Source organism: Microbacterium sp. MRS-1, assembly GCF_000585455.1.
GTDB lineage: Bacteria > Actinomycetota > Actinomycetes > Actinomycetales > Microbacteriaceae > Microbacterium > Microbacterium laevaniformans.
Genome location: NZ_JAUF01000003.1, coordinates 17,740 through 44,050, shown reverse-complemented (window position 1 = coordinate 44,050; position 26,311 = coordinate 17,740). Strand labels below are relative to the sequence as shown.

The window sequence follows — 26,311 nt, the reverse complement described above, 5'->3', positions numbered from 1 at the left end:
CTCCATCGGCGGGTAGTTCAACTCGCCCGCCTCGTTCTTCGTGAAGACGACCGGCTTCCAGTCCAGGCGGATGTGGTCCTCGGGGTCGGGCGAGTGCGGGTCGCCGGTGAGGTAGGCCATCGTGTGCTGCATGTACTGCGCGTCGTCGCGGTCGGGGTAGTCCTCGCGCATGTGGCCGCCGCGGCTCTCCTTGCGGTTGCGGGCGGCGTAGGCGACGATCTCGGCGAGATCGAGGAGGAAGCCGAGTTCGACGGCTTCGAGCAGGTCGGTGTTGTAGCGCTTGCCCTTGTCGTCGACGTGGATGTTCTTGTAGCGCTGGCGCAGGTCGTGGATCGTGCCCATGACGTTGGTCAGGGTCTCCTCCGTGCGGAAGACCTGGGCGTTGGCGTCCATCTCCTCCTGCAGGGTCTTCCGCAGCACCGCGATGCGCTCGGAGCCGGGGTTGTTGCGCAGGCCCTCGATCATCTCGCGGACCCCCTTCGCGGGGTCGTCGGGAAGCGGCACGAACTCGGCGGTCTTGACGTACTCGACGGCGTTGCGGCCGCTGCGCTTGCCGAAGACGTTGATGTCCAGCAGCGAGTTGGTGCCGAGGCGGTTGGCGCCGTGCACCGACACGCACGCGCACTCGCCGGCCGCGTACAGACCCGGCACGACGGTGTCGTTGTTCTGCAGCACCTCGCCGTTGTTGTTGGTCGGGATGCCGCCCATCGCGTAGTGCGCCGTCGGCATGACCGGCACGGGCTCGGTGACGGGGTCGACGCCGAGGTAGGTGCGGGCGAACTCGGTGATGTCGGGGAGCTTGGTCTCCAGCACCTCCGCACCCAGGTGCGTGCAGTCGAGGTACACGTAGTCCTTGTGGGGTCCGGCGCCGCGTCCCTCGAGCACCTCCTTGACCATGCAGCGCGCGACGATGTCGCGCGGCGCGAGGTCCTTGATCGTGGGGGCGTAGCGCTCCATGAACCGTTCGCCGGAGGCGTTGCGGAGGATCGCGCCCTCGCCGCGGGCACCCTCGGTGAGAAGGATGCCGAGGCCGGCGAGCCCGGTCGGGTGGAACTGGAAGAACTCGATGTCCTCCAGCGGCAGACCCTTGCGCCAGATGATCCCCACGCCGTCGCCGGTGAGGGTGTGGGCGTTGGAGGTCGTCTTGTAGATCTTGCCGAAACCGCCGGTGGCGAAGATGACGGCCTTGGAGTGGAAGACGTGCAGGTCGCCCGTCGCGAGCTCGTAGGCGACGACACCGGCGATCTGGGTGTTGCCGTCGGCATCCTTCACCGTGATGAGGTCGAGCGCGTAGTACTCGTTGAAGAAGTTGATGCCGAGCTTGACGCAATTCTGGAACAGCGTCTGCAGGATCATGTGTCCGGTGCGGTCGGCGGCGTAGCAGGCGCGGCGCACCGGGGTCTTGCCGTGGTCGGCGGTGTGCCCGCCGAAGCGGCGCTGGTCGATCTTGCCCTCGGGGGTGCGGTTGAACGGCAGCCCCATGTTCTCGAGGTCGATGACGGCGTCGATCGCCTCCTTGGCGAGGATCTCCGCGGCATCCTGGTCGACGAGGTAGTCGCCGCCCTTGACGGTGTCGAAGGTGTGCCACTCCCACGAGTCCTCTTCGACGTTCGCGAGCGCCGCCGCCATGCCGCCCTGGGCCGCGCCGGTGTGCGAGCGCGTCGGGTAGAGCTTGGTGATGACCGCAGTGCGAGCACCGGGGCCGGCCTCGATCGCGGCGCGCATGCCGGCGCCGCCGGCGCCGACGATGACGATGTCGAACTCGTGGTAGTACACGCCGTCACGCAGGACGGCTTCAGGATGCTGGGTGCTCACGTCAGGGATGCCTTGTCTTCTGCTTCGTCGTTGCTGTGCTCGTCGTCACCGTGCGGCGCACATCTCGATCAGCCACTCCGTCGAGGAGTTCGCCACGCCCAGGCACGGGTCGAAGGTGAACACGACGAGGGTGCCGAGGAGGATGAGGAACCCGGCGGCGATCCACAGCGCCCAGACGAGCACCTTCCGGGTCGTCGCGCCGGTCACGTAATCGTTCACGATCGTGCGCATGCCGTTGGCGCCGTGGATGAGGGCGAGCCAGAGCATCAGCACGTCCCACCACTGCCAGAAGGGCGTCGCGAACTTGCCCGCGACGAACGCGAAGTCGATGCCGTGGATGCCCTCGCCGAGCATCAGGTTCACGAAGAGGTGCCCGAAGATGAGCACGATCAGCAGCACGCCGGAGGCGCGCATGTAGACCCAGCCGACCTTCTCGAGGTTGACGCCCTTCTTGCGGACCTGCGGCGACCGCGGGGCGGCGAGGTCCGGGTTCTGCGTGACGGCGGACATCAGTGACCGCCTCCCATCTGCGAGAAGACGATCGGGATGTGGCGGACGGCGAAGCCGCCGGTGGTGACGACCCAGAGACCGAGCACACCCCACCACAGCTGGCGCTGGTGACGCGTCGCCCACGGCCAGAGGTCCACGGCGATGATGCGCAGGCCGTTGTAGGCGTGGTAGGCGACGGCCGCGACGAGGAAGACCTCGCCGATGCCCATGATCGGATTCTTGTACGTGCCGATGACGGCGTCGTACGCCTCGGGCGAGACGCGGATCAGCGCCGTGTCGAGCACGTGCACGAGCAGGAAGAAGAAGATGGCGATGCCGGTGATGCGGTGCAGCACCCACGACCACATGCCCTCGTTGCCGCGGTACAGGGTGCCGCGAGGGGTCTTCGACGTGGTCTGGGCTACCGACGGTGTGACGCGTGCTGGTGCAGACACGGTCGTCCTCCCTTGGTGTGATCGGACGCTACGCTGCGGCGGGGCCTGATCGGCTGCGGGCCAGAGCCCTCTCGTCGCACACGGGCGCATTCATATCCTAAGTCGCCCCCTTCCACCCGGGCGAGGAAGGGGAGCCTAAGTTCTCTCGATATCGAGAGAACCGCACGAAAAGGCATTCTTTCGGAGGGGGACGGCCGAGGCGATAGCCTCGAAGCCATGGCCCGACCCATCGACGACTTCTACGCCGTGATCCCCGCCGGAGGTGTCGGCAGCAGGCTGTGGCCTCTCTCGCGGGCCGATGCGCCGAAGTTCCTGCACGATCTGACGGGGTCGGGTCATTCGCTGCTGCGGGACACCTGGGACCGGCTCGCACCGCTGTCGGGCGAGGACCGGATCGCGGTCGTGACCGGCCGCGCGCATCGCGCCGCCGTGGAGGAGCAGCTTCCCGGCATCCCCGATCGCAACGTGTTCCTCGAGTCCGAGCCGCGCGATTCCGCTGCGGCGATCGGTCTGGCGGCCGCGATCCTGCACCGACGCGAGCCGGACGTCATCATCGGATCGTTCGCGGCCGACCACGTGATCCGCGGCACGCGGGTGTTCGAGTTCGCCGTACGTGATGCGGTGGAGGTCGCGCGCGAGGGCTATATCTGCACCGTCGGAATCTCGCCGTCCGAGCCTGCGGTGGGTTTCGGCTACATCAAACGCGGCGGCGAGCTCATCGTCGACGGCGCGCGCGACGCGTCGCTCGTCGAGCGCTTCGTCGAGAAACCCGACCTCGAGACGGCGAAGCAGTACCTCGCCGATCGCGACTACCTCTGGAACGCGGGCATGTTCATCTCGCGCGCCGATGTGCTCCTGGCTGAGATCGAGGCGAACAACCCCGAGCTGCACGCGGGGCTTCTCGAGCTCGCCGAGGCGTGGGACGACCGCGATCGCCGTGGTCCCGCGGTCGACCGTATCTGGCCCAAGCTGCCGAAGATCGCGATCGACTACGTCGTCGCCGAACCCGCCGCCGAGAAGGGGCGCCTGGCCGTGGTGCCCGGCCACTTCGACTGGGACGACGTCGGTGATTTCGCCAGTCTCGCCAAGCTCAACAGCGGTGGACGCAAGAACGACCTCGCCATTCTCGGCGAGAACGCCCGCATCCTCTCCGATGCAGCCAGCGGCATCGTCGTCAGCCACACGAAGAGGGTCATCAGCCTGATCGGCGTGAAGGACATCGTGGTCGTGGATACTCCCGACGCGCTTCTGGTCACCACGAGCGAACACGCCCAGCGCGTGAAGGGCGTCGTCGACGCGCTGAAGCTCACCGGCCGCGGCGACGTGCTCTGATCACGAGCCACCGGGCAGGATGCCGTGTTCGTGTCGGCTTGATTGCGTCTTTGTAACCTTTCGCCCGCACCCGAGTGTGCAGCGTGCAAATCCCACGTCACAGTAGGTAACTTCGATCCGTGCGCCCGCGAAATCCGCGGGTCTATCAATGTGGAGGCTGCATTGACCATCTCGACCACCAAGAAGCTCGCCGGCATCACAGCTGCCGCGGGGCTCATCATCGCCCTCGCCGGTTGTGGCTCTGCCCCGACCCCCGCAGGCTCCGGCTCGGCCGCTGCCGGCGGCACCGTCGTGGACGGCTTCAAGCCCTGCCTGGTCTCGGACAACGGCGGCTTCAACGACAAGTCGTTCAACGAGTCGGCCAAGAACGGCATGGACAAGGCTGCCGCAGAGCTGGGCGTGAAGCCCCTCGAGGTGGAGTCGAAGTCCGACAACGACTACAAGCCCAACATGGACGCACTGCTGTCGGGTGGCTGCACGTTCATCGTGTCGGTCGGCTTCAAGCTCTCCGCCGCGACGGTGGAAGCCGCGAAGGCCAACCCCAACGTCAACTTCGCCATCATCGACGACTCCGCCGACACCGACCAGGATGGCAAGACCGACGCGCCGAACATCAAGCCGCTCCTCTTCGACACGGCTCAGGCTGCGTACCTCGGCGGCTACGCCGCCGCTGCGTGGTCGCAGGCATCCGGCGTGAACAAGGTCGGCACCTTCGGCGGCATGCAGATCCCGCCGGTGACCATCTTCATGGACGGCTTCGTCGAGGGCGTCAAGAAGTACGACGCCGACAAGGGCGCGAACGTCCAGTCGTTCGGCTGGGACGCGGCTGCGCAGAAGGGCTCGTTCACGGGTGACTTCAAGGCGAACGACACGGCCAAGCAGACCGCGCAGGGCATCCTCGACCAGGGTGTCGACGTGATCCTGCCCGTCGGTGGCCCGATCTACCTGTCGGCCAGCGCCGCCATCAAGGACAGCGGCAAGAACACCGTCATGCTCGGTGTCGACTCCGACCTCGCCGTCGCCGACCCCTCGGTCGCCGACCAGATCCTCGTCTCCGTCATGAAGCGCATCGACACCGCGGTGTACACCGCCGTGACGCAGGCGTCGCAGGGCAAGTTCGACGGCACGCCGTACGTCGGCACGCTGGAGAACGACGGCGTCGGCCTCTCGTCGTTCCACGACTACGAGAGCAAGCTGCCGGCCGGTCTGCAGGACGAGCTGAAGGCGCTGCAGGCGAAGATCGTCAGCGGCGAGATCAAGGTCACCTCGCCCAGCTCGCCCAAGTAATCCACGAGCACGAGAGCGGGGCGTTTCGCCGGCCGGCGAAGCGCCCCGCTCTCTTCTCGTGCCCGACCTCTCTGGATAGGGTCACACGTATGAAGCTTGAGTTGCGTGGCATCACGAAGCGGTTCGGATCGCTCGTCGCCAACGACCACATCGACATCGTCGTCGAACCGGGGCAGATCCACGCCCTGCTGGGTGAGAACGGTGCCGGAAAGTCCACCCTGATGAACGTTCTCTACGGTCTCTACCGGGCCGACGAGGGGCAGATCCTGCTCGACGACGTCGTCCAGGATTTCCGCGGTCCGGGAGACGCGATGGCCGCCGGCATCGGCATGGTGCACCAGCACTTCATGCTCATCCCGGTCTTCACGGTCGCCGAGAACGTCATGCTCGGTCATGAGCAGACCGGCGTCATGGGCTCCCTCGACCTCGCCGCCGCGCGGGCGCACGTGCGCGCCGTCGCCGCGCGTTTCGGGTTCGACGTCGATCCCGATGCCCTCGTCGGCGATCTACCGGTCGGCGTGCAGCAGCGCGTCGAGATCATCAAGGCGCTCTCGCGCGATGCCAAGGTCCTCGTCTTCGACGAGCCCACCGCCGTGCTCACCCCGCAAGAGACCGATGAGCTCATGTCGATCATGAAGCAGCTGCGGGATGAGGGCACGGCGATCGTGTTCATCACGCACAAGCTGCGCGAGGTGCGCGCCGTCGCCGACCGCATCACCGTCATCCGTCTCGGCAAGGTGGTCGGCGAGGCCGAACCCACCGCATCCAATACCGAACTCGCCTCGATGATGGTCGGTCGACCGGTCGAGCTGACCGTCCAGAAGAACCCTCCGCAGATCGGCTCGGGCGGCCTCGAGGTCAGGGACCTCCGCGTCATCGGTGCCGATGGCGTCGTCCTCGTCGACGACATCAGCTTCGACGTCCGTCCCGGCGAGATCCTCGCCGTCGCCGGTGTGCAGGGCAACGGCCAGACCGAGCTCGCGGAGGCGATCATGGGTCTGAGCGCGCACACGACCGGATCGATCATACTCGACGGCGCCGAACTCCTCGGCCGCAGCGTCAACCAGGTGCTCGCCAGCGGTGTCGGCTTCGTCCCCGAGGACCGCGGTGAGGACGGCCTCGTCGGAGCGTTCTCGGTCGCCGAAAACCTCATCCTCGACCGGTCCGACGACCCCGGTTTCTCCCGCTGGGGGACCATTCGGCGCGGCATCCTCGACGACTTCGCCAAGGAGCGCATCGCCGAGTTCGACATCCGCACGCAAGGCCCCGGCCAGGCGGCGGGTTCGCTCTCCGGCGGCAACCAGCAGAAGGTCGTGATCGCGCGCGAGCTCAGTCGCAGCCTCAAGCTCTTCCTCGCCTCCCAGCCGACGCGTGGTGTGGACGTGGGCTCGATCGAGTTCATCCACAAGCGCATCGTCGAGACGCGCGACGCGGGCATTCCCGTCGTCGTCGTCTCCACCGAGCTCGATGAGGTCGTTGCGCTCGCCGACCGCATCCTCGTGATGTACCGCGGGCGCATCGTGGGCATCGTGCCGGCGGACACGCCGCGTGATGTCCTCGGCCTGATGATGGCCGGCGAGAACCCGACGGAGGATGCCGCGTGAGCACCACGACCGAACCCGCCCCCCTGGCACCCGGCGCGGCGGTACCCCCTCCGCCGACGGCGAACCGCGTCATGACCGAGATCCTGCGCGGCAATGTCGTGACCACGATCCTGGCCGTCGTGCTGGCACTGATCGTCGGCGGTGTGCTCATCGCCGTGACCAACCCGGAGGTGCAGGCGGCATCCGGATACTTCTTCGCGCGCCCCGGTGACACGCTCTCGGCCGCCTGGACCGCCGTCGCCGGTGCCTACGCCGCGCTGTTCACCGGCTCGGTCATCAACCCGAACGCCCCCGACTTCCTGAGCGCGATCCGCCCGCTCGCGAACACCCTCGGCTTTGCGACACCGCTCATCGCGGCGGCTCTGGGCATCGCCGTCGCGTTCCGGGTGGGACTGTTCAACATCGGTGCGCGCGGCCAGATGCTCATCGCGTGCGCCGCCGCGGCGCTCGTGACCTTCCAGCTGGATCTGCCCGCGATCATCCAGGTGCCGCTCACGCTCGTGGTCGGCATCATCGGCGGCGCGCTGTGGGGCGGACTCGTGGGTCTGCTCAAAGCGCGCACCGGCGCGCACGAGGTGATCCTCACGATCATGCTCAACTACATCGCCTTCTACCTGGTGTCGTGGATGGTGCGTGTTCCCGAGCTGCTCCAGAAGCCCGACAACATCCAGCCGATCAGCCGGCCCACGCCGGAGAGCGCGCGCTTCCCGCTCCTGTTCGGCGAACAGTTCAACCAGCTCAACTGGGGCTTCGTGATCGTCATCGTCGCGACGCTGTTCGTGTGGTGGCTCGTTGAGCGCTCCAGCCTCGGCTTCCGCATGCGCGCTGTCGGCGAGAACCCGCACGCGGCCCGCGCCGCGGGCATCAGCGTTCCCCGCGTCTACATCTATGCGATGCTGTTCGCCGGCGGCCTGGCCGGCATCGCGGGCATGTGCCAGATCCAGGGCACGGTGACGAGCGGCTTCGACGGCGGTATCGACGCCGGTATCGGCTTCAACGCCATCACCGTCGCCCTCCTCGGACGCAGCCGTGCGTGGGGCACCTTCTGGGCCGGCATCCTGTTCGGCGCGCTCAAGGCGGGCTCGTTCCCGATGCAGGCGCTGCAGCAGATCCCGGTCGACATCGTTCTCGTCGTCCAGTCGCTGATCGTGCTGTTCATCGCCGCACCGCCTCTGATCCGCACGATCTTCTTCCTTCCCAAGACCGACGCCGAGCGCTCACCGCGTTCGCGTGCCCGCCTCGCGCGGCGCCGCGCCCGCGGCAACGGATCGGATGCCGGCAACGACCAGAAGGCGGTGGCAGCATGACCGCGCCGGTGATCGCTCCCGAGATCGGTGAGCCGACCGTCGTCCAGGTGCGCGCGATGAAGGTGCCGGTCACCCTCCTGGTGCTCGCCGGACTCCTCGGCATCCTGTTCCTTCTCGCTCCCCGCGACGGCGTCACCACGTATCGCCTCGCCGAAGCCGGGGCGGCGATCGCTCTGGGCGACGTGAGCATTCCGGCGCTGCCCGTGGTGTGGGCGGCGTGGGCGATCGCGACGGCGCTCACCGTCGTCTCCTTCGTCGCCGCCCGCCGGTATCGCCCGGTCGGGCTCTGGCTGCCGATCGTCTACGCCGTGCTCGCCATGGTCGCGTTCCTGACGTGGGCCGGTGCCGGCGCGTCCGGCGCCATCACTCTGGTCGGGCTGCTCGGCGGCGCGATCTCGCTCGCGGTGCCGTTGGTCTTCGGCGCCCTCGGCGGTGTCATCGGTGAACGGGTCGGCGTGGTCAACGTCGCGATCGAAGGGCAGTTCCTGCTCGGCGCGTTCACGGCGACCGTCCTTTCCAGCATCACGCAGAACCCGTTCGTCGGGCTCGTCGGTGCGATGCTCGGCGGTGTCGTCGTCGCCTTCGCCCTGGCCGCATTCTCGATCAAGTACATCGTCGACCAGGTGATCGTCGGCGTCGTGCTGAACGTCTTCGTGTCAGGCCTCACCGGCTTCCTCTACGGCGTCATGCTCGCCCCCAACACGCAGACGCTCAACAGCCCGGCGCGGTTCGACCTCATCAAGATCCCGATCCTCGGCGACATCCCCGTCATCGGTCCGGCCCTGTTCAACCAGACCTTCCTCGTCTACTTCATGATCGTCGTCGTCATCGTCGTGACGTGGGGGCTCTACCGCACGCGCTGGGGCCTGCGTCTGCGGGCGGTCGGCGAGCACCCGCAGGCGGCGGACACCGTCGGCATCAAGGTCAACCCGACACGATTCTGGAACGTGCTGCTGGCCGGCGCGATCGCCGGCATGGGTGGCGCGTACTTCACCCTCGTCTCGGTGCCGCAGTTCACGAAGGACATGACGGCGGGGCTCGGCTATATCGCCCTCGCCGCCGTGATCTTCGGCCGTTGGGATCCGGTGCGGGCGACGCTCGCCGCGCTGCTGTTCGGATTCGCCACCAACCTGCAGAACCTGCTGACCGTGCTGAAGACGCCGATCCCCAGCGAGTTCATGCTCATGCTGCCGTACGTCGTCACGATCCTCGCGGTGGTCGGATTCGCCGGCCAGATCCGGGGACCCGCGGCATCCGGCAAGCCCTATATCAAGGAGTGACCGCTTTCATGACCGACATCGACTGGGACGAGCTGCGCGCCGTCGCCACCGAGGCCATGCAGCGCGCCTACGCGCCGTACTCCCGCTATCAGGTCGGAGCCGCGGCGCTGGTCAGCGATGGACGCATCGTGTCGGGCTGCAACGTCGAGAACGCCTCCTACGGCGTCGGGCTCTGCGCCGAATGCGCCCTCGTGGGCGATCTGCACATGTCCGGAGGCGGGCAGCTCGTCGCTTTCGTGTGCGTCAACAAGGAGGGGGAGACGATCATGCCGTGCGGGCGCTGCCGTCAGCTGCTCAACGAGTTCGCCCTTCCGGGAATGCTGCTGGAGACCGTCTCGGGCATCCGCACGATCGATGAGGTGCTGCCGGATGCCTTCGGCCCGCGCGATCTCGAGGAGGTGTCGCGATGAGCGCGGCGCAGAGTGCGGCGGATGCCGCGGTCGAACCGTTCGACGCGGTCGACGTCATCCGTACCAAGCGTGACCGCGGTGCGGTGCCCGAGGACGCCCTGCGCTGGATGATCGACGCCTACACGCGCGAGTATGTCGCCGACTCGCAGATGGCGGCCTTCGCGATGGCCGTGCTCCTCAACGGCATGAACCGCGATGAGATCCGCGTCATGACCGATGCGATGATCGCCTCGGGCGAGCGCATGAGCTTCGCCGGTCTCGGCAAGCGCACCGTCGACAAGCACTCCACGGGCGGCGTGGGTGACAAGATCACGCTGCCGCTCGCGCCGCTCGTCGCGGCGTTCGGTGTCGCGGTGCCCCAGCTGTCCGGCCGCGGCCTCGGCCACACCGGCGGCACGCTCGACAAGCTCGAGTCGATCCCCGGCTGGCGCGCCGCCCTGTCGAACGAGGAGATGTTCGCGCAGCTGCGCGACGTCGGGGCCGTCATCTGCGCGGCCGGCTCGGGCCTCGCTCCGGCGGACAAGCGTCTGTACGCCCTGCGCGATGTGACCGGGACCGTCGAGGCGATCCCGCTGATCGCCTCGAGCATCATGTCGAAGAAGATCGCCGAGGGCACCGACGCGCTCGTGCTCGACGTGAAGTTCGGTTCCGGCGCGTTCATGCGCGACGTCGAGAGGGCACGTGAGCTGGCGCGCACGATGGTCGCCCTCGGCACCGACTCGGGCGTGGCCACGACGGCGCTGCTGACGGACATGAACACGCCGCTCGGTCTCACCATCGGCAATGCCAACGAGGTGCGCGAGTCGGTCGAGGTGCTCGCCGGCGGCGGCCCGGCCGACATCGTCGAGCTCACCGTGGCTCTGGCGCGCGAGATGCTCGCCCTGGCCGGACAGCCCGACGCCGACGTCGAGACCGCGCTGCGCGACGGGCGCGCCATGGACGCGTGGCGGGAGATGATCCGTGCGCAGGACGGCGATCCCGACGCGGCGCTGCCGACACCGCGTGAGACGCATACCGTGGTGGCGCCCCGCGACGGTGTCCTGACGCGGATGGAGGCGCTCCCGTTCGGCATCGCGGCGTGGCGTCTGGGCGCGGGACGCGCGCGCGCTCAGGACCCCGTCGTCCACGCCGCCGGCATCGACCTGCATGTCAAGCCCGGCGCATCCATCGTCGCCGGACAGCCGTTGTTCACCCTTCTGGCGGATGATGACAAGCGCTTCGAGCGCGCCCTCGACGCCCTCGAGGGGGCCTGGGAGATCGGAACGGATGCCCCGGCATCCACTCCGCTCGTCCTCGAGCGCATCACCGCCTGACCCTTTGCTCCACCCGCACAGCCCACCAGAAGGAAGCCCCATGGCCACCGACCCCCACGCCGACCCGAAGCTCGAGGGCGTCTCCATCCGCTCGCTTCCCAAGGTCTCGCTGCACGATCACCTCGACGGCGCGCTGCGGCCGCAGACGATCATCGAGCTCGCCGATGAGATCGGCCTCGACGTTCCGTCGACGGATGCCGAGGAGCTCGCCGACTGGTTCGAGGACCAGAGCGATTCGGGTTCACTCGTCGAGTACCTGAAGACGTTCGATCTGACGACCGCCGTGATGCAGAGCGCCGACGGCCTGCGCCGCGTCGCGAAGGAGTTCGTCGAGGACCTCGCCGCCGATGGCGTGATCTACGGGGAGGTGCGCTGGGCCCCCGAGCAGCACCTGGGCGGAGGGCTCTCCCTCGAAGAAGCCGTCGAGGCCGTGCAGGAGGGCATCGAGGAGGGCGAGGACGCCGTCGATCGCTCGGGTCGCGACATCCGGGTCGGCCAGCTCATCACGGCGATGCGTCATGCCGACCGCTCGCTGGAGATCGCCCGGCTCGCGGTCGCGTTCCGCGGCCGCGGTGCGGTCGGCTTCGACATCGCGGGGGCGGAGGACGGCTTCCCGCCGTCGCGTCATCGCGCCGCGTTCGATTATCTCGCCTCCGAGTTCTTCCCGGTGACGGTGCACGCGGGGGAGGCGGCGGGACTCGACTCGATCCGCTCCGCGATCCTCGACGGCCGCGCCCTGCGCCTCGGCCACGGTGTGCGCATTGCGGAGGACCTCGAGGTCGTGCAGCAGCAGGGCGACTCGGTGCTGGTGACCTTCGGCGACCTGGCGCGCTGGGTGCGCGATCGCGAGATCCCGCTCGAGCTGTCGCCCTCCTCGAACCTCCAGACCGGTGCGATCGCCGCGTGGGGCAAGAACCTCGAGGATCATCCGTTCGACCTGCTGTATCAGCTCGGCTTCGCCGTGACGGTCAACGTCGACAACCGCACGATGAGCCGCACCTCGCTCACGCGCGAGCTCGCGCTGCTGGCCGAGACCTTCGACTACCGTCTCGAAGACCTGGAGGCTTTCCAGCTGAACGCGGCCGCGGGCGCCTTCTTGTCGGTGGAGGAGCGCGAGGAGCTCATCGAGCTCATCGGCGAGGGCTTCGACGCCTGACCCGCACCCCACGGCAGCCCCGTCAAGGGTTCCGGGCCGGCTCGGGTTCGGGTTCGGGTTCGGGTTCTGGTTCTGGTTCGGGTTCTGGGTTCGGGCGGAGCGCGGGGGAGCCCGGTGCGCGTCTCGATCACGTCGATCACGGCCACCGTTCACAACTCCGGAGTTTCCGAGCAGGTTCGGCCCTCTGGGCCACGGATCGGCCTGTCCGTTCACAGTTCACCGGAGTTGTGAACTCGCACGGTGCGCGGCGTGGTGCGAGGGCCGCGGGCTACCGCCCGCCGGAGAACCTCGATCACCCATTCCGGACGGAAGAGGATGTCCTCGGCGAGCAGCCGCAGAGTCGTGAAGCCGAGTCCGATTGCGGCGGCATCCCTGCGGCGGTCTCGCTTGTGATCCCCCCACGACCCGTGGTGCGAGCGACTGTCGCACTCGATGACAAGCCAGCCGTCGACGAGGAGATCCACTCGGCCGACGCCGTCGATTCGAACCTGCAGGTCCACGTGGCATCCCAGACTGCGCAGCATGAGGCGGACGAGGGTCTCGGTACCCGCCTCCGCACGTTGGTCGAGAAGCGGCCGCAGGGATCGGTAGCGCCCGGGAACGTGCGCGAAGACGTCAGCGAGACCGTCTTCATCCACTGCCCCGAGATGCCACGCGCTGTCGAGCGTGGCGATCGCATCCCGCGGCCGCTGGCAGCGCACCGCTGCACATAGTGCTTCGCGGACAGGTACGAGCACATCATCGGCGGCGCTGGAGGTGGGACGCCAATGTCGCACGATCTCCGTCGACGCCTCCGGTCGCGGCGTGCGGGAGGCGTCCGGAGCGAGCTGGATGTGCAACCCCGCACGCTCCCGTACGAACACGCCGAGAAGTCGCAACAGTGAGACGCAGTCCAGGCGCCCGCCCCACTGCACCGCCGCGCACACCTGCGGATCGGTGTCCCGGGGCAGATAGTGATCGCGCCGCAGGCGCAGGAGCCGTCCGTCGCGCACCGCATCGGTGATCTGTCGGCCGGTGGCTCCCGCGGCGAGCAGGTGAGCACGCCGCAGAACAGCGGTCGGGACGTCGCTGGGCAGAACGGGACGGTCGGCAGAAGATCGGATCATGTCCAGAACTCTGACCGCGACGCCCGTCGGGCAGGGCTTTGTGTGCCGCGTCGGTGGACGACCGGGTTCAGCGGGGCGCGGGGGAGGAGTCGTCGCCGTTCACAACTCCGGAGATGCGCTCGCGACCGTCGGCCACAGCCCGGGCTGGGTGCGGTGTACCGAGGGATCTCCGGAGTTGTGAACGGTGGAAGGGGGCCCCGGGCTCCGCGGCCGGAAGCCAGCGCGGTCCGCCGTCCCGGGGTCGGGGGAGCGGGTCAGAGCTCGGACTGACGCTGTCCGACGACGGCTTCGACCGCGGCGAACAGCGGGTGCGACGGCTCCAGACCCGTCACCGCGGCGGTGAAGGTGGCCGCGTCCTCGGCGCGCAGTCGTCGCTGCATCTCCACCGACTGCTCATCGTCGGGCTCGTCGAACTCCAGCGCCGCCCCGATCGCCTCGACCAGGGCGGTCGTGGACAGCCCCCGCTCGGCGGCGGCCGCGGCGGGGCCGATGAACCGCTCGTGTCGCGAGAGTTTGCGCAACGGCTGGCGCCCGACGCGGCCGACGGTGTCGGGCAGAGCCGGGTTGGCGAAGCGGCGCAGGATCGTCGCACGGTACTCGGCGAGCTCGGCAGCATCCCATCCGTGCACCGCGACCAGCAGTGCGGACGTCTCTTCGAGCGCGGCGGCCACGCGGGAGACGATGGACGGATCCGCCAGCGCGTCGGAGATCTTCTCGACGCCCGCGCGGGCCCCGAAGTAGGCGGTCGCGGCGTGACCGGTGTTCACCGTGAAGAGCTTGCGCTCGATATAGGGGGCGAGGTCGTCGACGAAGTGGGCGCCGGGGATGTGGGGCGGGGCGTCGGCGAAGGGGGGCCGTTCAATGGCCCATTCGAAGAAGGGTTCCACGGTGACGTCGATCCCCGCGCCTTCCGGCTGTGCGGGCACGATTCGGTCGACGGCGGTGTTGGCGAACACCGCCCGGTTGCTGATCGCGTCCCACGCGTCACCCGCCTGCTCGCGGATCTCGTCGCGGAGGGTGTCGGTCGCCCCGATCGCGTTCTCGCACGCCATGACCTGCAGCGGAGGCCGAGACGGGTCGCGCAGGGCCAAACCGGCCAGGATGTGCGGCGCGACGAAGCGCAGGATCGTCGGGCCGACCGCGGTGGTCACCACCTCGGCGGTGGCGATCTCGTCGATCAGCGCCTGCGGATCGGTGGCGCTGTTGATCGCGCGGAAGCCTGTCACGACCGTGTCGGTGCCGCCATCGCCGACCTCGTGGACGGTGTACTCCGAAGCCGCGTTGATGGCGTCGACCAAGGATGCCGCGACATCCGAGAACACCAGCTCGTAGCCGCCTTCGTGCAGCAGCAGCCCGACGAAGCCGCGACCGATGTTACCGGCGCCGAAGTGGACGGCCTTCATCAGCCGTTCACCGTCGACAGCAGTGCGAACAGGTCCTCTGCGGTGGTCGCCGCCTTCAGGCGTGCGACCTCCTCGTCTTCGGAGAACATCAGGGCGATCTGCGAGAGGATGTCCAGGTGCTCATCGCCCTTGCCGGCGATGCCGACGACGAAACTGACCTTCTCGCCGTCCCAGTCGACGCCGCCGTCATAGCGGACGAACGAGAGCGCCGAGTCGAGGATGGCATCCTTCGTCTCGTTGGTGCCGTGGGGGATCGCGAGCTCGTTGCCCATGTAGGTGGACACGGTCTGCTCGCGCTGGAGCATCGCGTCGTAGTAGGCGGAGGTGACGGCTCCGGCGGCTTCGAGGATGTCCGCGGCCTCACGCATGGCGTGCTCTTTCGTGACCGATCCGGAGTGGATCCGAACCTGATCGATCTTCAGTACATCGCGTGACATGTCGTCCTCGTCTCTGTGCGTAGCGTCGTCTCGGTCATCGTACGTCTGGGCGACGCTGTATCGGGTGAGAGCCGCGGGGGCGGGGCATCGCGCATCCCGTCCCCGCGGCGTCAGGGTGGGCCTGAGCGATCAGGCCTGGTTCTTGTGCTGCTGGACCACCAGATCCACGACCTCGTCGTACTTCGGCGAGTTCATGAAGTTGTCCACCGACACGTGAGTCGCGTTCGGCGTGCGCCCGCGTGCGCGGTCGGTGAGCTGCTGCTGGGTGATCACGAGGTCTTCGCTGCCGTCGAGGTTGGCGATCGCCTTGTTGGTGACCGAGACGTCGTCGATGCCGGCCTTCTTGATCTTGTTGCGCAGCACGCTCGCGCCCATCGCGGACGAGCCCATACCGGCGTCGCAGGCGAACACGATGTTCGTCACGCGTGCGGCGGGTACCACCGTTCCCGCGGCGACGGCGTCGGCGGCCCGGTCGGCCGACAGCGACGACTGGTCACCCTCGAGCCCGGCGTTCGCGGCCGCCCCGGCGCGGAGGCCGGCGAGGGCCTCGGAGCTCTTGCCCTTGTTCGCCTCGGTCTGGGCGATCGCCGCCTCGAACGATGCGCTGGAGTCCGCCTCTGCGGCCAGGTCACGCTTGCGGGACGCCCGCAGGATCACCGCGGTGATCAAGAACGTCACGGTGGCGGCGAGGATCACCGACAGATACACGACGAACAGGTTGCCGACGCCCGGGCCGATGGCCGCGGCAGTCACGGCGATGATGCTTCCGGGAGCTGCCGGGAAAGCGAGGCCGCCGCCCAGCAGCATGTTGGTCGTCACGCCGGTCGCGCCTCCCGCGATGAGGGCGAGGATCGTCATCGGCTTGCTGAGCGCGTACGGGAAGTAGATCTCGTGGATGCCGCCGAAGAACTGGATGATGATCGCGCCCGGAGCCGAAGCGCGAGCCGCACCGACGCCGAAGAAGGTGAAGGCGAGCAGAAGTCCGACGCCGGGGCCGGGGTTGGCCTCGATGAGGAAGAGGATCGACTTGCCCGCCTCGGTCGCCTGCTGGATGCCGAGGGGGGTGAACACGCCGTGGTTGATGGCGTTGTTGAGGAACAGCACCTTCGCCGGCTCGACGATGATCGACAGCAGCGGGAGCAGGTTGACGCTGACGAGCCAGCCCACGATGCCGCCGAGGAACGTCGAGATTCCCAGCATGATGGGGCCGAAGGCGAAGAAACCGACGATCGCCAAGATCATGCCCAGGATGCCGGCGGAGAAGTTGTTCACCAGCATTTCGAAGCCCGGCTTGATCTTGCCGTCCCAGAGCTTGTCCATCTGCTTGGTGATCCAGGCCGCCAGCGGGCCCATGATCATCGCGCCGAGGAACATGGGGATGTCGGTGCCGACGATGACACCCATGGTGGCGATCGTCGCCACCACGCCGCCGCGCTCGCCGTAGACCATGCGACCGCCGGTGTTGGCGATCAGCAGCGGCAACAGATAGGTGACCATCGGGCCGACGAGGCCGACGTAGGCCGCAAAGTTGCCCGCATCGCCGCTCGCCAGCGCCGTCATCGCGCCGTTCCAGCCGATGTCCGCCGCGTTTCCGCCGCCACCGATGATCTCCGCGACGGGAGACCAGTGCCACCCGAACGGGCTCTCCGCGCCGAAGAAGCCCTTCGTGATGAAGAGCATCGTGATGAAGCCCCAGGCGATAAAGGCCGCGATGTTCGGCATGATCATGCCGGACAGGAAGGTGCCGAACCTCTGCACGCCGACGCGTGCGCGGTTCACCCCCGTCGATGTCGTGGACGCCGTTGTCATTGTCTTCGTTCCCTTCGAATGTGCCGCGCCGTCAGCCGGCGAGGTTCTCAGCGGCGGCCTGAGCCGCCGATCGTGCGGATGCCGCGTCATCGGCGGCAAGAGCGGCCGCGGCGATGCGCTCGGCATCCTCGCGGGTGTACTGCAGAAGCGAGGCGCGCACGTCCGCGAGGGCCGTGGGAGCCATCGACAGCGTCGTCGCGCCGAGGCCCACGAGCACGACGGCCAGCAGCGGGTCGGCGGCGGCCTCGCCGCAGATGCCGACCGGCTTGCCGTTGGCCTTGCCGCCGGAGGCGGTCATCTTGATCAGCTCCAGGACCGCGGGATGCCACGGGTCCTGATACGACGCGACCGAGCCGAGCAGACGGTCGGCGGCGAGCGTGTACTGCGTGAGGTCGTTCGTGCCGATCGAGGCGAAGTCCGCGATCTGGAGGATGCGCTTCGCCTGGATCGCGGACGAGGGGACCTCGACCATGACGCCGGCGGTCTTGATGCCGTACTCCTTCGCGAGCGTCACGAAGTAGTCCGCTTCCTCGACGGTGGCGACCATCGGCGCCATGACCCAGAGGTCGGCCTCGGTCGCGGCGTCCGCGTTCGCGAGCGCGGTGAGCTGCTCGCGCAGGATGTCCTCGCTGGCGCGGAGGGCGCGCAGGCCCCGAAGGCCCAGGGCGGGGTTGTCTTCGTGCGCGTCGTTGAGGAAGGCGAGGGGCTTGTCCGCCCCGGCGTCGAGAGCGCGGACGACGACCTTCTTGCCGGGGAACGCCTTCAGCAGCTCGGTGTACGACGCGGTCTGCTCGTCGACGGTCGGTGCCTGCGTGGCCGACAGGAAGAGGAACTCGGTGCGGAAGAGTCCGACGCCCTCGGCGCCCAGCTCGACCGCCTCGGCGGCGCCGCCCGGCTTGCCGAGGTTGGCCAGCAGCGGCACGGCGGAGCCGTCCTTCAGTGCACCCGGGGTGAGCGGGGCGGATGCCGCGGCGGCACGGTCGGCGGCGCGGTTGTGGGCCTGGGCGAGCTCGTCCTCGGTGGGGTCGACGGTCACGACACCCTTCGCGGCATCCACGATGACCGTCTGCCCGTCGGTGAGGTCCTTCGCGGCGGCGGCGCCGACGATGGCGACGATGGACTTCTCGCGCGCCAGGATCGCGGTGTGCGAGGTCGGCCCGCCGTCGGTCGTGATGAGCGCGAGCACCTGGTCGAGGTCGAGCAGGGCGGTGTCGGCGGGGGCGAGGTCCTTCGCGACGAGCACGAACGGGTGACCGGGGTCGGGCACGCCCGGGGCGGGCAGGCCGCGCAGGCGTGCGATGACGCGCTGGGCGACGTCGTCGAGGTCGGCGGCGCGCTCCCCGAGATAGCCGCCCATCGCGGCCAGGGTGTCGCGGAAACTCGCGAACGCCTCGTGTACGGCATACTCGCCGGTCTTGCCGGCGTTCACGCGCGTGGAGACCTCGGTGTCGAGTGTGGGGTCCTCGGCCATCATCGCCTGGGCCTCCAGGACGTCGCGGGCGAGACCTCCGGCCTTTGAGCCGCGCTCCTCGAGCTCACGGGCGACGGCGGAGACCGCCGCGCGCACGCGGGCCAGCTCCTCGTCGGGCGTCAGCGTGCTGGGTACGTCCGAGGGGGCGGGCAGCGGGTCGGCCATACGGGCCACGGGACCCTGGGCGACGCCCAGTCCGATACCCACTCCACGCAGTTCACTCATCTTCGGGTCTCTCTTTCGGTTCAGTTGTCGTCGTGGTCGGTCGTGAGCAGCTCGGCGAGTACGTCGAGCACGGCGTTGGCGTTCTCGCCTTCCGCGGTGAGGGTGACGTAGTCGCCCTTCTCCGCTCCGAGGGAGATGACGCCCAGGATGCTGGCGGCGTTGACCGGTGCACCCGCGCCTTTGGAGATCGTGACCTCCAGGCCGGAGTCCTTCACGCCCTGGGCGAAGAGCTTCGCGGGGCGGGCGTGCAATCCGTTGGACGATCCGATGCGGATCGTGCGGGACACAGAGCTCATGCGGGGTTCCTCTCCGTCGAAGCGGGCATGTCGGGGTCTGTCCTCAGGGTCTCGTCGATCAGCGCGAGGGTGCGCGTGCCGTGGAGATCGCTGTAGATGTCGGGCGGAAGGAGGATCACGCGTACGAGACGCGGCGCCGCTTCGCGACGGATGCGATCCAGGCTGCTCTGCAGGTGGGGACCCACGAGCACCACGTCTGCGGCATCGATGTCGATCGGGAGCGACTGCTCGGTGCCGGCGACGGCACTGAGCTCACGCTCGGCCGCCTGCGCCGCGTGACGAACACGCTGCGCGACGAACGTGCTCGACGCTCCCGCGCCGCACACAACGAGGATCCTCATCGATCCGCCTCCTTCTCCGCCATTCTTGTGAAAGCGCTGGGAGGCGACAACCACACCTGTTTCCGCGGGGGCGGAAACACCCCGCGATGGGCGTGGTTGACTGGTGGATATGAGCAGAGCGCGCCAGGACCGGGTCATCGCTCTGCTCGCGCGCGAGGATGACTGGCTTACGGCCGCCGAGCTCGCCGACATCGTCGGAGTGACGCCGCGCAGCATCCGCAGCTACGTCACCGCGCTCAACGCCCGCGTGCCGCGGGGCGTCGTCGTGGAGTCCGGTCCGCTCGGGTATCGCGCGGGTGCGGATGCGCCCGCAGCGCTGCGCGCCGGAGCGGATGCCGCGACACCGCGGGAGCGCGTGCACCGGCTCGTGCGTCGACTGCTGTCGGGCCGCGAGGGCATCGACGTCTTCGAGACCGCCGAGGACTTCCACGTCAGTCCGGCGACCCTCGAGGGAGACCTGGGCCGGGTCCGTGCGCTGCTGGGCGACACCGAGCTCACGCTGGAGCGCAGCGGATCGCGCGCGCGGCTGAAGGGCACGGAGATGGCACAGCGTCGCCTGCTGAGCCGGCTTGCCCACGACGAGACGGACGACGGCGCGTTCGACCTCGATGCCCTCCGGCGCAGCCTCGGCGCGGGATCGATCGGCGAAGCGGTCTTCGGCCCGTTCAAAGCCGATCTGGTTTCGGGTCTGCGCGAGCTCGGCTACTTCGTCAACGAGTTCGGTATCGGCGATGTGATGATGCACGTCGCCATCACCGCCGACCGCGTCGCCCACGACCGTGCGCTGGAGACGACGGCGCTGGAGAGCACGACGCCCGCTCAGGAGCAGGTGGGGACGCTGCTGGACACGCTCTGTGAGCGCCATCTGGGGGTTCGCCTGGGGGCGGGCGACCGGCGCCACCTCTCCGCGCTCGTCCTCGGCCGCGTCGTCGCGCCCGGTCCCGGTGAGGCCGCGTCGGTGACACGAGCGGGTCTGCAGCCCGAGGTCGAGGCGGCGGTGCGCGACGTCGTGCACCGTGCGGCATCCGAGTTCCTCGTCGACATCGAGCACGAGGATTTCGTGCTGCGTCTCGCCCTCCACGTGCAGAACCTGCGGCTGCGCGCACAGGAGCAGGCGTGGTCGCGCAACCCCCTCACCCGCTCGCTGAAGGCGACCTACCCGATGATCTTCGAGGTCGCGGTGTTCATCGCCGACGGGCTACGGGGGCTTCTCGGCATCCCGCTCCTGGACGACGAGATCGCCTACATCGCGATGCACGTCGGGGGTCAGTTGGAACGGAGCCGTCACGCCGGCACGGTGTTGACCGCGACGATCGTGTGCCCCGGGTACTACGAACTGCATGAACTGCTGCGATCGAGCGTGGACCGCTCGCTCGGACAGGCGGTCGACGTCGTCGGCGTCGACACACGGGCCGACCCCGACTGGCGGGCGATCGAGACCGATCTGATCCTCACGACGATCGACCCGCCCTTCGCCGGTGACGGCATCGTGCGCATCCAGCCCTTCCTGACGGAGAGCGACATCGAGCGCGTGCAGGCGGCGGCCGGCCGCGTGCGCCGCGCGCGTCGCTTGGCGCGACTGCGGGACGAGCTCGGCCGCTACTTCTCCGCCGATGCCTTCATCGGACGCGTCTCTGCGGACGCCGATGAGGAAAGCGTCATCCGCGATCTGGGAGCCCGGCTCGTCGCGCAGGGCGTCATCGACGAGGGATACGTCGAGCGCACGCTCGAGCGCGAACGGCTGTCCTCGACCGCATTCACGGACGCGCTCGCGGTGCCGCACGCGATCGGGATGACGGCGACGCGCACGGCGATCGCCCTGGGCATCGCCGACCCGTCCATGGCCTGGGGTGAGGGCCGCGTGCAGGTGATCGCAATGGTGGCCTTCTCCGAGAGCGATCGCGAAGCGTTCCAGACGGTGTTCGAGCAGTTGGTCGAGGTCTTCAGCGAACGCGACAGCGTGCAGCGGATCGTCCGCCGCGGCACGTCGTTCGGGCCCTTCCTGGACGAACTGGTGGCCGTCGTCGACGGTTGAGGCGCGCCCACGCCGCGTCGTCCGTCGTCGACGCTCAGCGCAGGCGAGCCTGAAGGCCCCGCTTCACCGTCGGCCACTCGTGCGGGAGGATCGAGTAGATCACGGTGTCGCGCAGGGCGCCGTCGGGACCCACTCGATGATTGCGCAGCACGCCGTCCTGCTTCGCGCCGAGACGCTCGATCGCGGCGCGCGACTGACGGTTGTGCCAGTGCGTGCACAACTGCACGGCGATCACGTGGCACGCCTCGAACGCGTGCTGCAGGAGCAGGAGCTTGGCGGCCGTGTTCACGCCGGTGCGCTGCACTGTCGGCGACAACCAGGTGTAGCCGATCTCCACCCGCGGACTGTCGAGATCGATGGTGCAGAACGTCGTCATCCCCACCGCCACGCCGTCGACCACCACCGCAAACGGGTTCATGCGTCCGCTGTCGCGTTCGGCGAGCCGGTGGGTGATGTCCGCGCTCGCGTCTGAGGGAACGGAGGTGTACCAGGCGTATTCCAGCCCCTCGCGGGCGCGCTGGAGCTCGGCCGCGTGATCGGCCCGCAGCGGTTCGAGTCGGACACGCTCGTTCTCGAGGACGACAGGCTCGGTCAGCAGCACGCGCTGAACCTCCCCGGGTCGCCCCACCGCCGCACTCACCCCTGCGCCGCGGCGATCAGCGCCCGCGTGCCGGCATCCAGAGCGGCGAGCCGCTCCTGTGCGTCGTCCGCCGATGCGCCGCGCACATCCAGGTACGCCTTCAGCTTGGGCTCGGTGCCGCTCGGGCGCACGATCAGGCGCGACCCGTCCTCCAGCCACAGCCGCAGCACGTCGCTGGCCGGCACGCCGCCGGTGCCCGTCAGCAGGTCGTCGATGCCGGTCACCGCGACATCGCCCACCCGAGCAGGCGATGCCTGGCGAAGCGCCGACATGATGCGCCCGATCATCGACAGATCGTCGACGCGCAGCGACACCTGCCCCGACGCGAAGAAGCCGAACGTCTCCGGGAAGCTCCGCAACAGATCCGCGAGGCTCTCGCCGCGCTCGCGGGCCTCGGCGATCATGCCGAGAATCGCCACCGCGGCGGAGATGCCGTCTTTGTCGCGTACCGTCTCGGGGTTGACCAGGTAGCCGAGGGCCTCTTCGAAACCGTAGAGGATGCCGGGCGCGCGCGAGATCCACTTGAAGCCCGTCAGCGTCGCGTGGAAGTCGAGACCGTAGTGCTCCGCGACGCTCTGCAGGCCGGGGGACGACACCAGCGAGCAGGCCAGCGATCCCGTCTCACCGCGTTCGACGGCGCGGGCGGCGGCACGCCACCCGAGCAGCAGCCCGATCTCGTTGCCGGTCAGGCGGCGCCAGCCCCCGGGCGCGGTCTCGTCGGGCAGGGCGACGGCCAGGCGATCGGCATCGGGATCGTTGGCGATCACGAACTCGGCGCCGACGGCGCGAGCCGTCTCGAACGCGAGGTCCATGGCCCCCGGCTCCTCCGGATTGGGGAAGGCGACGGTCGGAAAGCGCCCGTCGGGAACGATCTGCGCCTCCACGACGGTGGGTCGGGGATAGCCGGCGAGCTCGAGGATCGCGTGCAGGGTCTCGGAACCGACACCGTGCATGGCCGTGTACACCCAGTTCATGCCGGCCGCACCCGCGGTAGCGGGGGCGACGGCCGCGGTGGCGGCGACGTAGGCGGTGATGACGGACTCGTCCGCGACCTCGTACTCGGCGCGAGCCAGGTCGGGGACCGCCGAGGTCGCCGCGATCCGGTCGATGTGCGCCGCGATCTCGGCGTCGGCGGGGGAGATGATCTGTGAGCCGTGGTCGGCGCCGCCGAGGTACACCTTGTAGCCGTTGTCGTCCGGCGGGTTGTGCGACGCCGTCACCATGACGCCGGCGGCGGCGCCGAGGTGGCGCACCGCGAAGGCCAGCACCGGAGTGGGGAGCATCCGCGGAAGCAGCACCGCCCGCAGGCCGGCCCCCGCGAACAGTTCCGCCGAGTCGCGGGCGAACACGTCCGAATTGCGACGCCCGTCGTAGCCGATGACCACGAGTGGTGTCGTTCCCGGCGCAGCCTTCCCACGCAGGTAGGCGGCGAATCCCGCGGCGGCCTGAGACACCAGCACCCGGTTCATGCGGTTGCTGCCGGCTCCCAGCCGTCCCCGCAGTCCGGCCGTGCCGAACTGCAGGCGGGAACCGAAACGATCGGCGAGGTCGGCGGATGCCGCCTCGTCGCCGCTGGCCGCGGCATCCACGATGGCACTCAGCTCCGCGCGGGTGACCTCGTCGGGATCCTGCGCGAGCCAGGCGCGCGCCGCGTCGAGCACGGTCGTCCCCGCGGCATCCGCGCCGCTCACAGCTGCCCGATCACGCGAGCCAGCAGCGCGGAGATCACGGGCTCGGCGGCCTGGCCGGCCTCGATGACCTCGGCGTGGCTGAGCGGGGTCTTCTGGATGCCGGCGGCGAGGTTGGTGATGAGGGAGAAGCCCAGCACCTCCATCCCGGCCTGACGCGCGGCGATCGCCTCGAGCGCCGTCGACATGCCGACGATGTGGCCGCCGATGGTCTTGGCCATCTGCACCTCTGCGGGGGTCTCGTAGTGCGGGCCGCGGAACTGGCAGTACACGCCTTCGTCGAGGGTCGGATCGACCGTGCGGGCGAGCTCTCGCAGGCGCGACGAGTACAGATCGGTGAGGTCGATGAACGTCGCCCCCTCCAGCGGCGAGTCGGCCGTCAGGTTGATGTGGTCGCTGATGAGCACGGGCGTCCCGGGCGTCCACGTCTCCTTGATGCCGCCGGCTCCGTTGGTGAGCACCATCGTCGTCGCTCCGGTCGCGGCGGCCGTGCGGACGCTGTGGACGACCCGGCGGACGCCGTGTCCCTCGTAGTAGTGCGTGCGGGCGCCGATCACGAGCACGCGCTTTCCCTCGGGGGTGACGATGCTGCGGATCGATCCGACATGGCCGGCCAGTGCGGGCGCGCTGAAGCCGGTGACATCGGTCGCGGGAATCGTCGCGGTCGTCTCGCCGACGAGGTCGGCCGCCTTGCCCCAACCGCTGCCGAGCGTGAGCGCGATGTCGTGCCGTTCGACGCCGGTGAGGCGTGCGATGTCGCCGGCGGCGCGCGCGGCCACCTCGAACGGGTCGGCAGAAGGGTCGTCGAGCGGGTTGGTGTTCATGTCGGACATGTTCCCACTCTAGGAACCGCGGCTCCGGCGGGCCACTCGCCTCGTGCGCCGATCGACGTCATCGCAGCGACACGGGACGACGCCGGGGGCCTGAGAGAATGGAGCAATGTCCTCGAGCTTCGTGAACACCCAGTCGGTCGCCGTCCTCGGGGGCGGTCCCGGAGGCTATGAAGCGGCGCTCGCGGCGGCACAGCTCGGCGCGGACGTCACCCTCGTGGAGCGTGCGGGCGTGGGCGGCGCGGCTGTGATCACCGATGTCGTCCCCTCCAAGAGCCTTATTGCGACGGCGGATGCTGCGGTCGCCATCTCGGAGGCCTCCGACCTCGGCGTGCAGTTCTTCGCGAAGGGGGAGAGCGGTGTCGCGCTCAAGCCCGAGGTCGCGATCAACCTCGCCGCGGTCAACAAGCGCCTGCTCTCGCTCGCTCGCCAGCAGTCCGATGACATGCGCGCGCAGCTGGTCGATGCCGGTGTGCGCATCATCTCCGGACACGGGCGTCTGGACGGCCATCACGCGATCGTCGTGGCCACCGGCCCCGGCGGAACCGATTTCGATCGCGTGGAGGCCGACACCCTGGTCGTCGCGGTCGGCGCCTCGCCCCGCGAGCTGCCCACCGCCCGCCCCGACGGAGAGCGGATCCTCACGTGGACGCAGCTCTACGACATGAAGGCGCTTCCCGAGCACCTCATCGTCGTCGGCTCCGGCGTCACCGGTGCCGAGTTCGCCTCTGCCTACATGAACCTGGGCGCCAAGGTGACGCTCATCTCCAGCCGCGATCAGGTGCTCCCGGGCGAGGACGCCGACGCCGCCGCGGTCCTGGAGAAGGTCTTCACCCGGGGCGGCATGACGGTGATGTCGAAGTCGCGCGCCGAGGGGGTCGAGCGCACCGCCGACGGTGTCGTCGTCTCGCTCTCGGACGGCCGTACGGTCGAGGGCAGCCACTGCCTGCTCGCCGTCGGCTCGATCCCGAACACCTCGGGTATCGGACTCGAGGATGCCGGCGTGCAGCTGACCGCGTCGGGTCACATCCGCGTCAATCGCGTCGCCCGCACCTCGGTGCCGAACATCTACGCCGCCGGCGACTGCACGACCTTCGTTCCGCTGGCCTCAGTGGCCGCCATGCAGGGGCGCACCGCGATCTTCCACGCGCTCGGCGACACCGTCATCCCGCTGGAGCGTCGCCGCATCACCGCGAACATCTTCACGGCGCCCGAGATCGCCACCGTCGGCCGTCAGGAGAAGGACCTCGAGACGGGCGCCATCAACGGCTATGTCTACAAGCTGCCCCTCGCGGCGAACGCCCGCGCGAAGATGATGGGCATCACCGACGGCTTCGTCAAGATCATCGCGCGCGAGGGCAGCGGCACCGTCATCGGTGGCGTGATCGTCGCCCCGCGTGCCTCCGAGCTCATCTACCCGATCGCGATCGCCGTCGAGCGTCGGCTGACCGTGGATCAGGTCTCGCGCGTGTTCGCCGTCTTCCCCTCGCTCAGCGCGTCGATCACGGACGCGACCCGCGCGATGCACCTCGTCAACCGCGACGACGACTTCTTCGGCTGAGCGCTCTCGCCGCCGGCTCGC

At 69.0% G+C, this 26,311-nt stretch carries 23 protein-coding genes; 10 read left to right on the top strand and 13 right to left on the bottom strand.

Annotated elements, in window-relative coordinates:
* From sdhA to sdhC, 3 genes are all read right to left on the bottom strand, one after another.
* Positions 1-1,815: succinate dehydrogenase flavoprotein subunit (gene sdhA / locus AS96_RS00620; RefSeq protein WP_036284492.1), on the bottom strand; the 1,815-nt coding region annotated here is incomplete at its 3' end.
* A gap of 45 nt (positions 1,816-1,860) precedes the next feature.
* Positions 1,861-2,325: a succinate dehydrogenase hydrophobic membrane anchor subunit gene (locus tag AS96_RS00615; protein WP_036284489.1), complete on the bottom strand. Its 465-nt coding sequence runs from the start codon at positions 2,323-2,325 to the stop codon at positions 1,861-1,863.
* Complete coding sequence (sdhC, locus tag AS96_RS00610; RefSeq protein WP_081767938.1) at positions 2,325-2,759, bottom strand: succinate dehydrogenase, cytochrome b556 subunit; 435 nt, start codon at positions 2,757-2,759, stop codon at positions 2,325-2,327. The genes AS96_RS00615 and sdhC overlap by 1 nt, the downstream gene beginning before the upstream one ends.
* 216 nt (positions 2,760-2,975) lie before the next feature.
* Here sdhC and AS96_RS00605 point away from each other — a divergent pair, with 216 nt between their 5' ends.
* The 8 genes from AS96_RS00605 to AS96_RS00570 all read left to right on the top strand — a co-directional run bounded on the left by AS96_RS00605 (position 2,976) and on the right by AS96_RS00570 (position 12,448).
* Positions 2,976-4,091, top strand: coding sequence for a mannose-1-phosphate guanylyltransferase (locus tag AS96_RS00605; RefSeq protein WP_036284484.1), 1,116 nt, complete (start codon positions 2,976-2,978; stop codon positions 4,089-4,091).
* A 162-nt stretch (positions 4,092-4,253) separates the two neighbouring features.
* A complete protein-coding gene (locus AS96_RS00600; protein WP_036284482.1) occupies positions 4,254-5,378 on the top strand; it encodes a BMP family lipoprotein in 1,125 nt (374 codons plus the stop codon).
* An 89-nt stretch (positions 5,379-5,467) separates the two neighbouring features.
* Entirely contained in the window at positions 5,468-6,982 is a 1,515-nt protein-coding gene (locus AS96_RS00595) for an ABC transporter ATP-binding protein (RefSeq protein WP_036284479.1), read from the top strand.
* A complete protein-coding gene (locus tag AS96_RS00590; protein ID WP_051498707.1) occupies positions 6,979-8,289 on the top strand; it encodes an ABC transporter permease in 1,311 nt (436 codons plus the stop codon). The genes AS96_RS00595 and AS96_RS00590 overlap by 4 nt, the downstream gene beginning before the upstream one ends.
* On the top strand, positions 8,286-9,569 hold the full coding sequence (locus tag AS96_RS00585; RefSeq protein WP_036284476.1) for an ABC transporter permease: 1,284 nt from the start codon (positions 8,286-8,288) through the stop codon (positions 9,567-9,569). The genes AS96_RS00590 and AS96_RS00585 overlap by 4 nt, the downstream gene beginning before the upstream one ends.
* Before the next feature lie 8 nt (positions 9,570-9,577).
* Positions 9,578-9,979 (top strand): cytidine deaminase, encoded by a 402-nt coding sequence (locus tag AS96_RS00580; RefSeq protein ID WP_005048137.1) that lies wholly within the window; start codon positions 9,578-9,580, stop codon positions 9,977-9,979.
* Entirely contained in the window at positions 9,976-11,292 is a 1,317-nt protein-coding gene (locus tag AS96_RS00575) for a thymidine phosphorylase (protein WP_036284473.1), read from the top strand. The genes AS96_RS00580 and AS96_RS00575 overlap by 4 nt, the downstream gene beginning before the upstream one ends.
* A gap of 40 nt (positions 11,293-11,332) precedes the next feature.
* Positions 11,333-12,448 carry an adenosine deaminase gene (locus AS96_RS00570; protein ID WP_036284471.1) on the top strand — a complete coding sequence of 372 codons (1,116 nt, stop codon included), beginning with the start codon at positions 11,333-11,335 and terminating at the stop codon, positions 12,446-12,448.
* Between the two features lie 209 nt (positions 12,449-12,657).
* On the opposite strand, the gene AS96_RS00565 is transcribed toward AS96_RS00570, so the two are convergent.
* The 7 genes from AS96_RS00565 to AS96_RS00535 form a co-directional block, all read right to left on the bottom strand.
* Entirely contained in the window at positions 12,658-13,554 is an 897-nt protein-coding gene (locus AS96_RS00565; protein ID WP_036284468.1) for an endonuclease domain-containing protein, read from the bottom strand.
* 254 nt (positions 13,555-13,808) lie between these two features.
* Entirely contained in the window at positions 13,809-14,957 is a 1,149-nt protein-coding gene (locus AS96_RS00560) for a mannitol-1-phosphate 5-dehydrogenase (RefSeq protein WP_036284466.1), read from the bottom strand.
* Positions 14,957-15,394, bottom strand: coding sequence for a PTS sugar transporter subunit IIA (locus tag AS96_RS00555; RefSeq protein WP_005048150.1), 438 nt, complete (start codon positions 15,392-15,394; stop codon positions 14,957-14,959). Before AS96_RS00555 ends, AS96_RS00560 begins: the two co-directional genes overlap by 1 nt.
* A gap of 129 nt (positions 15,395-15,523) precedes the next feature.
* On the bottom strand, positions 15,524-17,203 hold the full coding sequence (locus AS96_RS00550; RefSeq protein ID WP_005048152.1) for a PTS mannitol transporter subunit IICB: 1,680 nt from the start codon (positions 17,201-17,203) through the stop codon (positions 15,524-15,526).
* A gap of 31 nt (positions 17,204-17,234) precedes the next feature.
* Positions 17,235-18,899: a phosphoenolpyruvate--protein phosphotransferase gene (gene ptsP / locus AS96_RS00545; RefSeq protein WP_005048154.1), complete on the bottom strand. Its 1,665-nt coding sequence runs from the start codon at positions 18,897-18,899 to the stop codon at positions 17,235-17,237.
* 20 nt (positions 18,900-18,919) lie between these two features.
* Complete coding sequence (locus tag AS96_RS00540) at positions 18,920-19,195, bottom strand: HPr family phosphocarrier protein (RefSeq protein ID WP_005048157.1); 276 nt, start codon at positions 19,193-19,195, stop codon at positions 18,920-18,922.
* Positions 19,192-19,536, bottom strand: a complete 345-nt coding sequence (locus AS96_RS00535; RefSeq protein ID WP_005048160.1) for a PTS sugar transporter subunit IIB — start codon at positions 19,534-19,536, stop codon at positions 19,192-19,194. Before AS96_RS00535 ends, AS96_RS00540 begins: the two co-directional genes overlap by 4 nt.
* Positions 19,537-19,645: 109 nt before the next feature.
* Between AS96_RS00535 and AS96_RS00530 the strand changes: the two genes are divergently transcribed.
* Positions 19,646-21,571 carry a BglG family transcription antiterminator gene (locus AS96_RS00530; protein WP_036284464.1) on the top strand — a complete coding sequence of 642 codons (1,926 nt, stop codon included), beginning with the start codon at positions 19,646-19,648 and terminating at the stop codon, positions 21,569-21,571.
* Between the two features lie 34 nt (positions 21,572-21,605).
* On the opposite strand, the gene AS96_RS00525 is transcribed toward AS96_RS00530, so the two are convergent.
* From AS96_RS00525 to AS96_RS00515, 3 genes are read right to left on the bottom strand one after another with little or no spacing between them, the layout of a single operon-like run.
* Positions 21,606-22,172, bottom strand: a complete 567-nt coding sequence (locus tag AS96_RS00525; protein WP_036284462.1) for a GNAT family N-acetyltransferase — start codon at positions 22,170-22,172, stop codon at positions 21,606-21,608.
* A gap of 35 nt (positions 22,173-22,207) precedes the next feature.
* Positions 22,208-23,902, bottom strand: coding sequence for a phospho-sugar mutase (locus AS96_RS00520; RefSeq protein WP_036284460.1), 1,695 nt, complete (start codon positions 23,900-23,902; stop codon positions 22,208-22,210).
* Entirely contained in the window at positions 23,899-24,732 is an 834-nt protein-coding gene (locus AS96_RS00515; protein ID WP_036284458.1) for a purine-nucleoside phosphorylase, read from the bottom strand. Before AS96_RS00515 ends, AS96_RS00520 begins: the two co-directional genes overlap by 4 nt.
* A 106-nt stretch (positions 24,733-24,838) precedes the next feature.
* On the opposite strand from AS96_RS00515, the gene AS96_RS00510 reads away from it, so the two are divergent.
* A complete protein-coding gene (locus AS96_RS00510; RefSeq protein WP_005048170.1) occupies positions 24,839-26,290 on the top strand; it encodes an NAD(P)H-quinone dehydrogenase in 1,452 nt (483 codons plus the stop codon).
* Positions 26,291-26,311 lie beyond the last annotated feature (21 nt).

What these genes read in the sequence shown, in the direction of transcription:
- AS96_RS00615 (WP_036284489.1), bottom strand. Translation starts at nt 2,325, where the DNA reads ATGTCCGCCGTCACGCAGAACCCGGACCTCGCCGCCCCGCGGTCGCCG.
- AS96_RS00605 (WP_036284484.1), top strand. Translation starts at nt 2,976, where the DNA reads ATGGCCCGACCCATCGACGACTTCTACGCCGTGATCCCCGCCGGAGGT.
- AS96_RS00595 (WP_036284479.1), top strand. Translation starts at nt 5,468, where the DNA reads ATGAAGCTTGAGTTGCGTGGCATCACGAAGCGGTTCGGATCGCTCGTC.
- AS96_RS00585 (WP_036284476.1), top strand. Translation starts at nt 8,286, where the DNA reads ATGACCGCGCCGGTGATCGCTCCCGAGATCGGTGAGCCGACCGTCGTC.
- AS96_RS00580 (WP_005048137.1), top strand. Translation starts at nt 9,578, where the DNA reads ATGACCGACATCGACTGGGACGAGCTGCGCGCCGTCGCCACCGAGGCC.
- AS96_RS00575 (WP_036284473.1), top strand. Translation starts at nt 9,976, where the DNA reads ATGAGCGCGGCGCAGAGTGCGGCGGATGCCGCGGTCGAACCGTTCGAC.
- AS96_RS00570 (WP_036284471.1), top strand. Translation starts at nt 11,333, where the DNA reads ATGGCCACCGACCCCCACGCCGACCCGAAGCTCGAGGGCGTCTCCATC.
- AS96_RS00565 (WP_036284468.1), bottom strand. Translation starts at nt 13,554, where the DNA reads ATGATCCGATCTTCTGCCGACCGTCCCGTTCTGCCCAGCGACGTCCCG.
- AS96_RS00560 (WP_036284466.1), bottom strand. Translation starts at nt 14,957, where the DNA reads ATGAAGGCCGTCCACTTCGGCGCCGGTAACATCGGTCGCGGCTTCGTC.
- AS96_RS00555 (WP_005048150.1), bottom strand. Translation starts at nt 15,394, where the DNA reads ATGTCACGCGATGTACTGAAGATCGATCAGGTTCGGATCCACTCCGGA.
- AS96_RS00550 (WP_005048152.1), bottom strand. Translation starts at nt 17,203, where the DNA reads ATGACAACGGCGTCCACGACATCGACGGGGGTGAACCGCGCACGCGTC.
- ptsP (WP_005048154.1), bottom strand. Translation starts at nt 18,899, where the DNA reads ATGAGTGAACTGCGTGGAGTGGGTATCGGACTGGGCGTCGCCCAGGGT.
- AS96_RS00540 (WP_005048157.1), bottom strand. Translation starts at nt 19,195, where the DNA reads ATGAGCTCTGTGTCCCGCACGATCCGCATCGGATCGTCCAACGGATTG.
- AS96_RS00535 (WP_005048160.1), bottom strand. Translation starts at nt 19,536, where the DNA reads ATGAGGATCCTCGTTGTGTGCGGCGCGGGAGCGTCGAGCACGTTCGTC.
- AS96_RS00530 (WP_036284464.1), top strand. Translation starts at nt 19,646, where the DNA reads ATGAGCAGAGCGCGCCAGGACCGGGTCATCGCTCTGCTCGCGCGCGAG.
- AS96_RS00515 (WP_036284458.1), bottom strand. Translation starts at nt 24,732, where the DNA reads ATGTCCGACATGAACACCAACCCGCTCGACGACCCTTCTGCCGACCCG.
- AS96_RS00510 (WP_005048170.1), top strand. Translation starts at nt 24,839, where the DNA reads ATGTCCTCGAGCTTCGTGAACACCCAGTCGGTCGCCGTCCTCGGGGGC.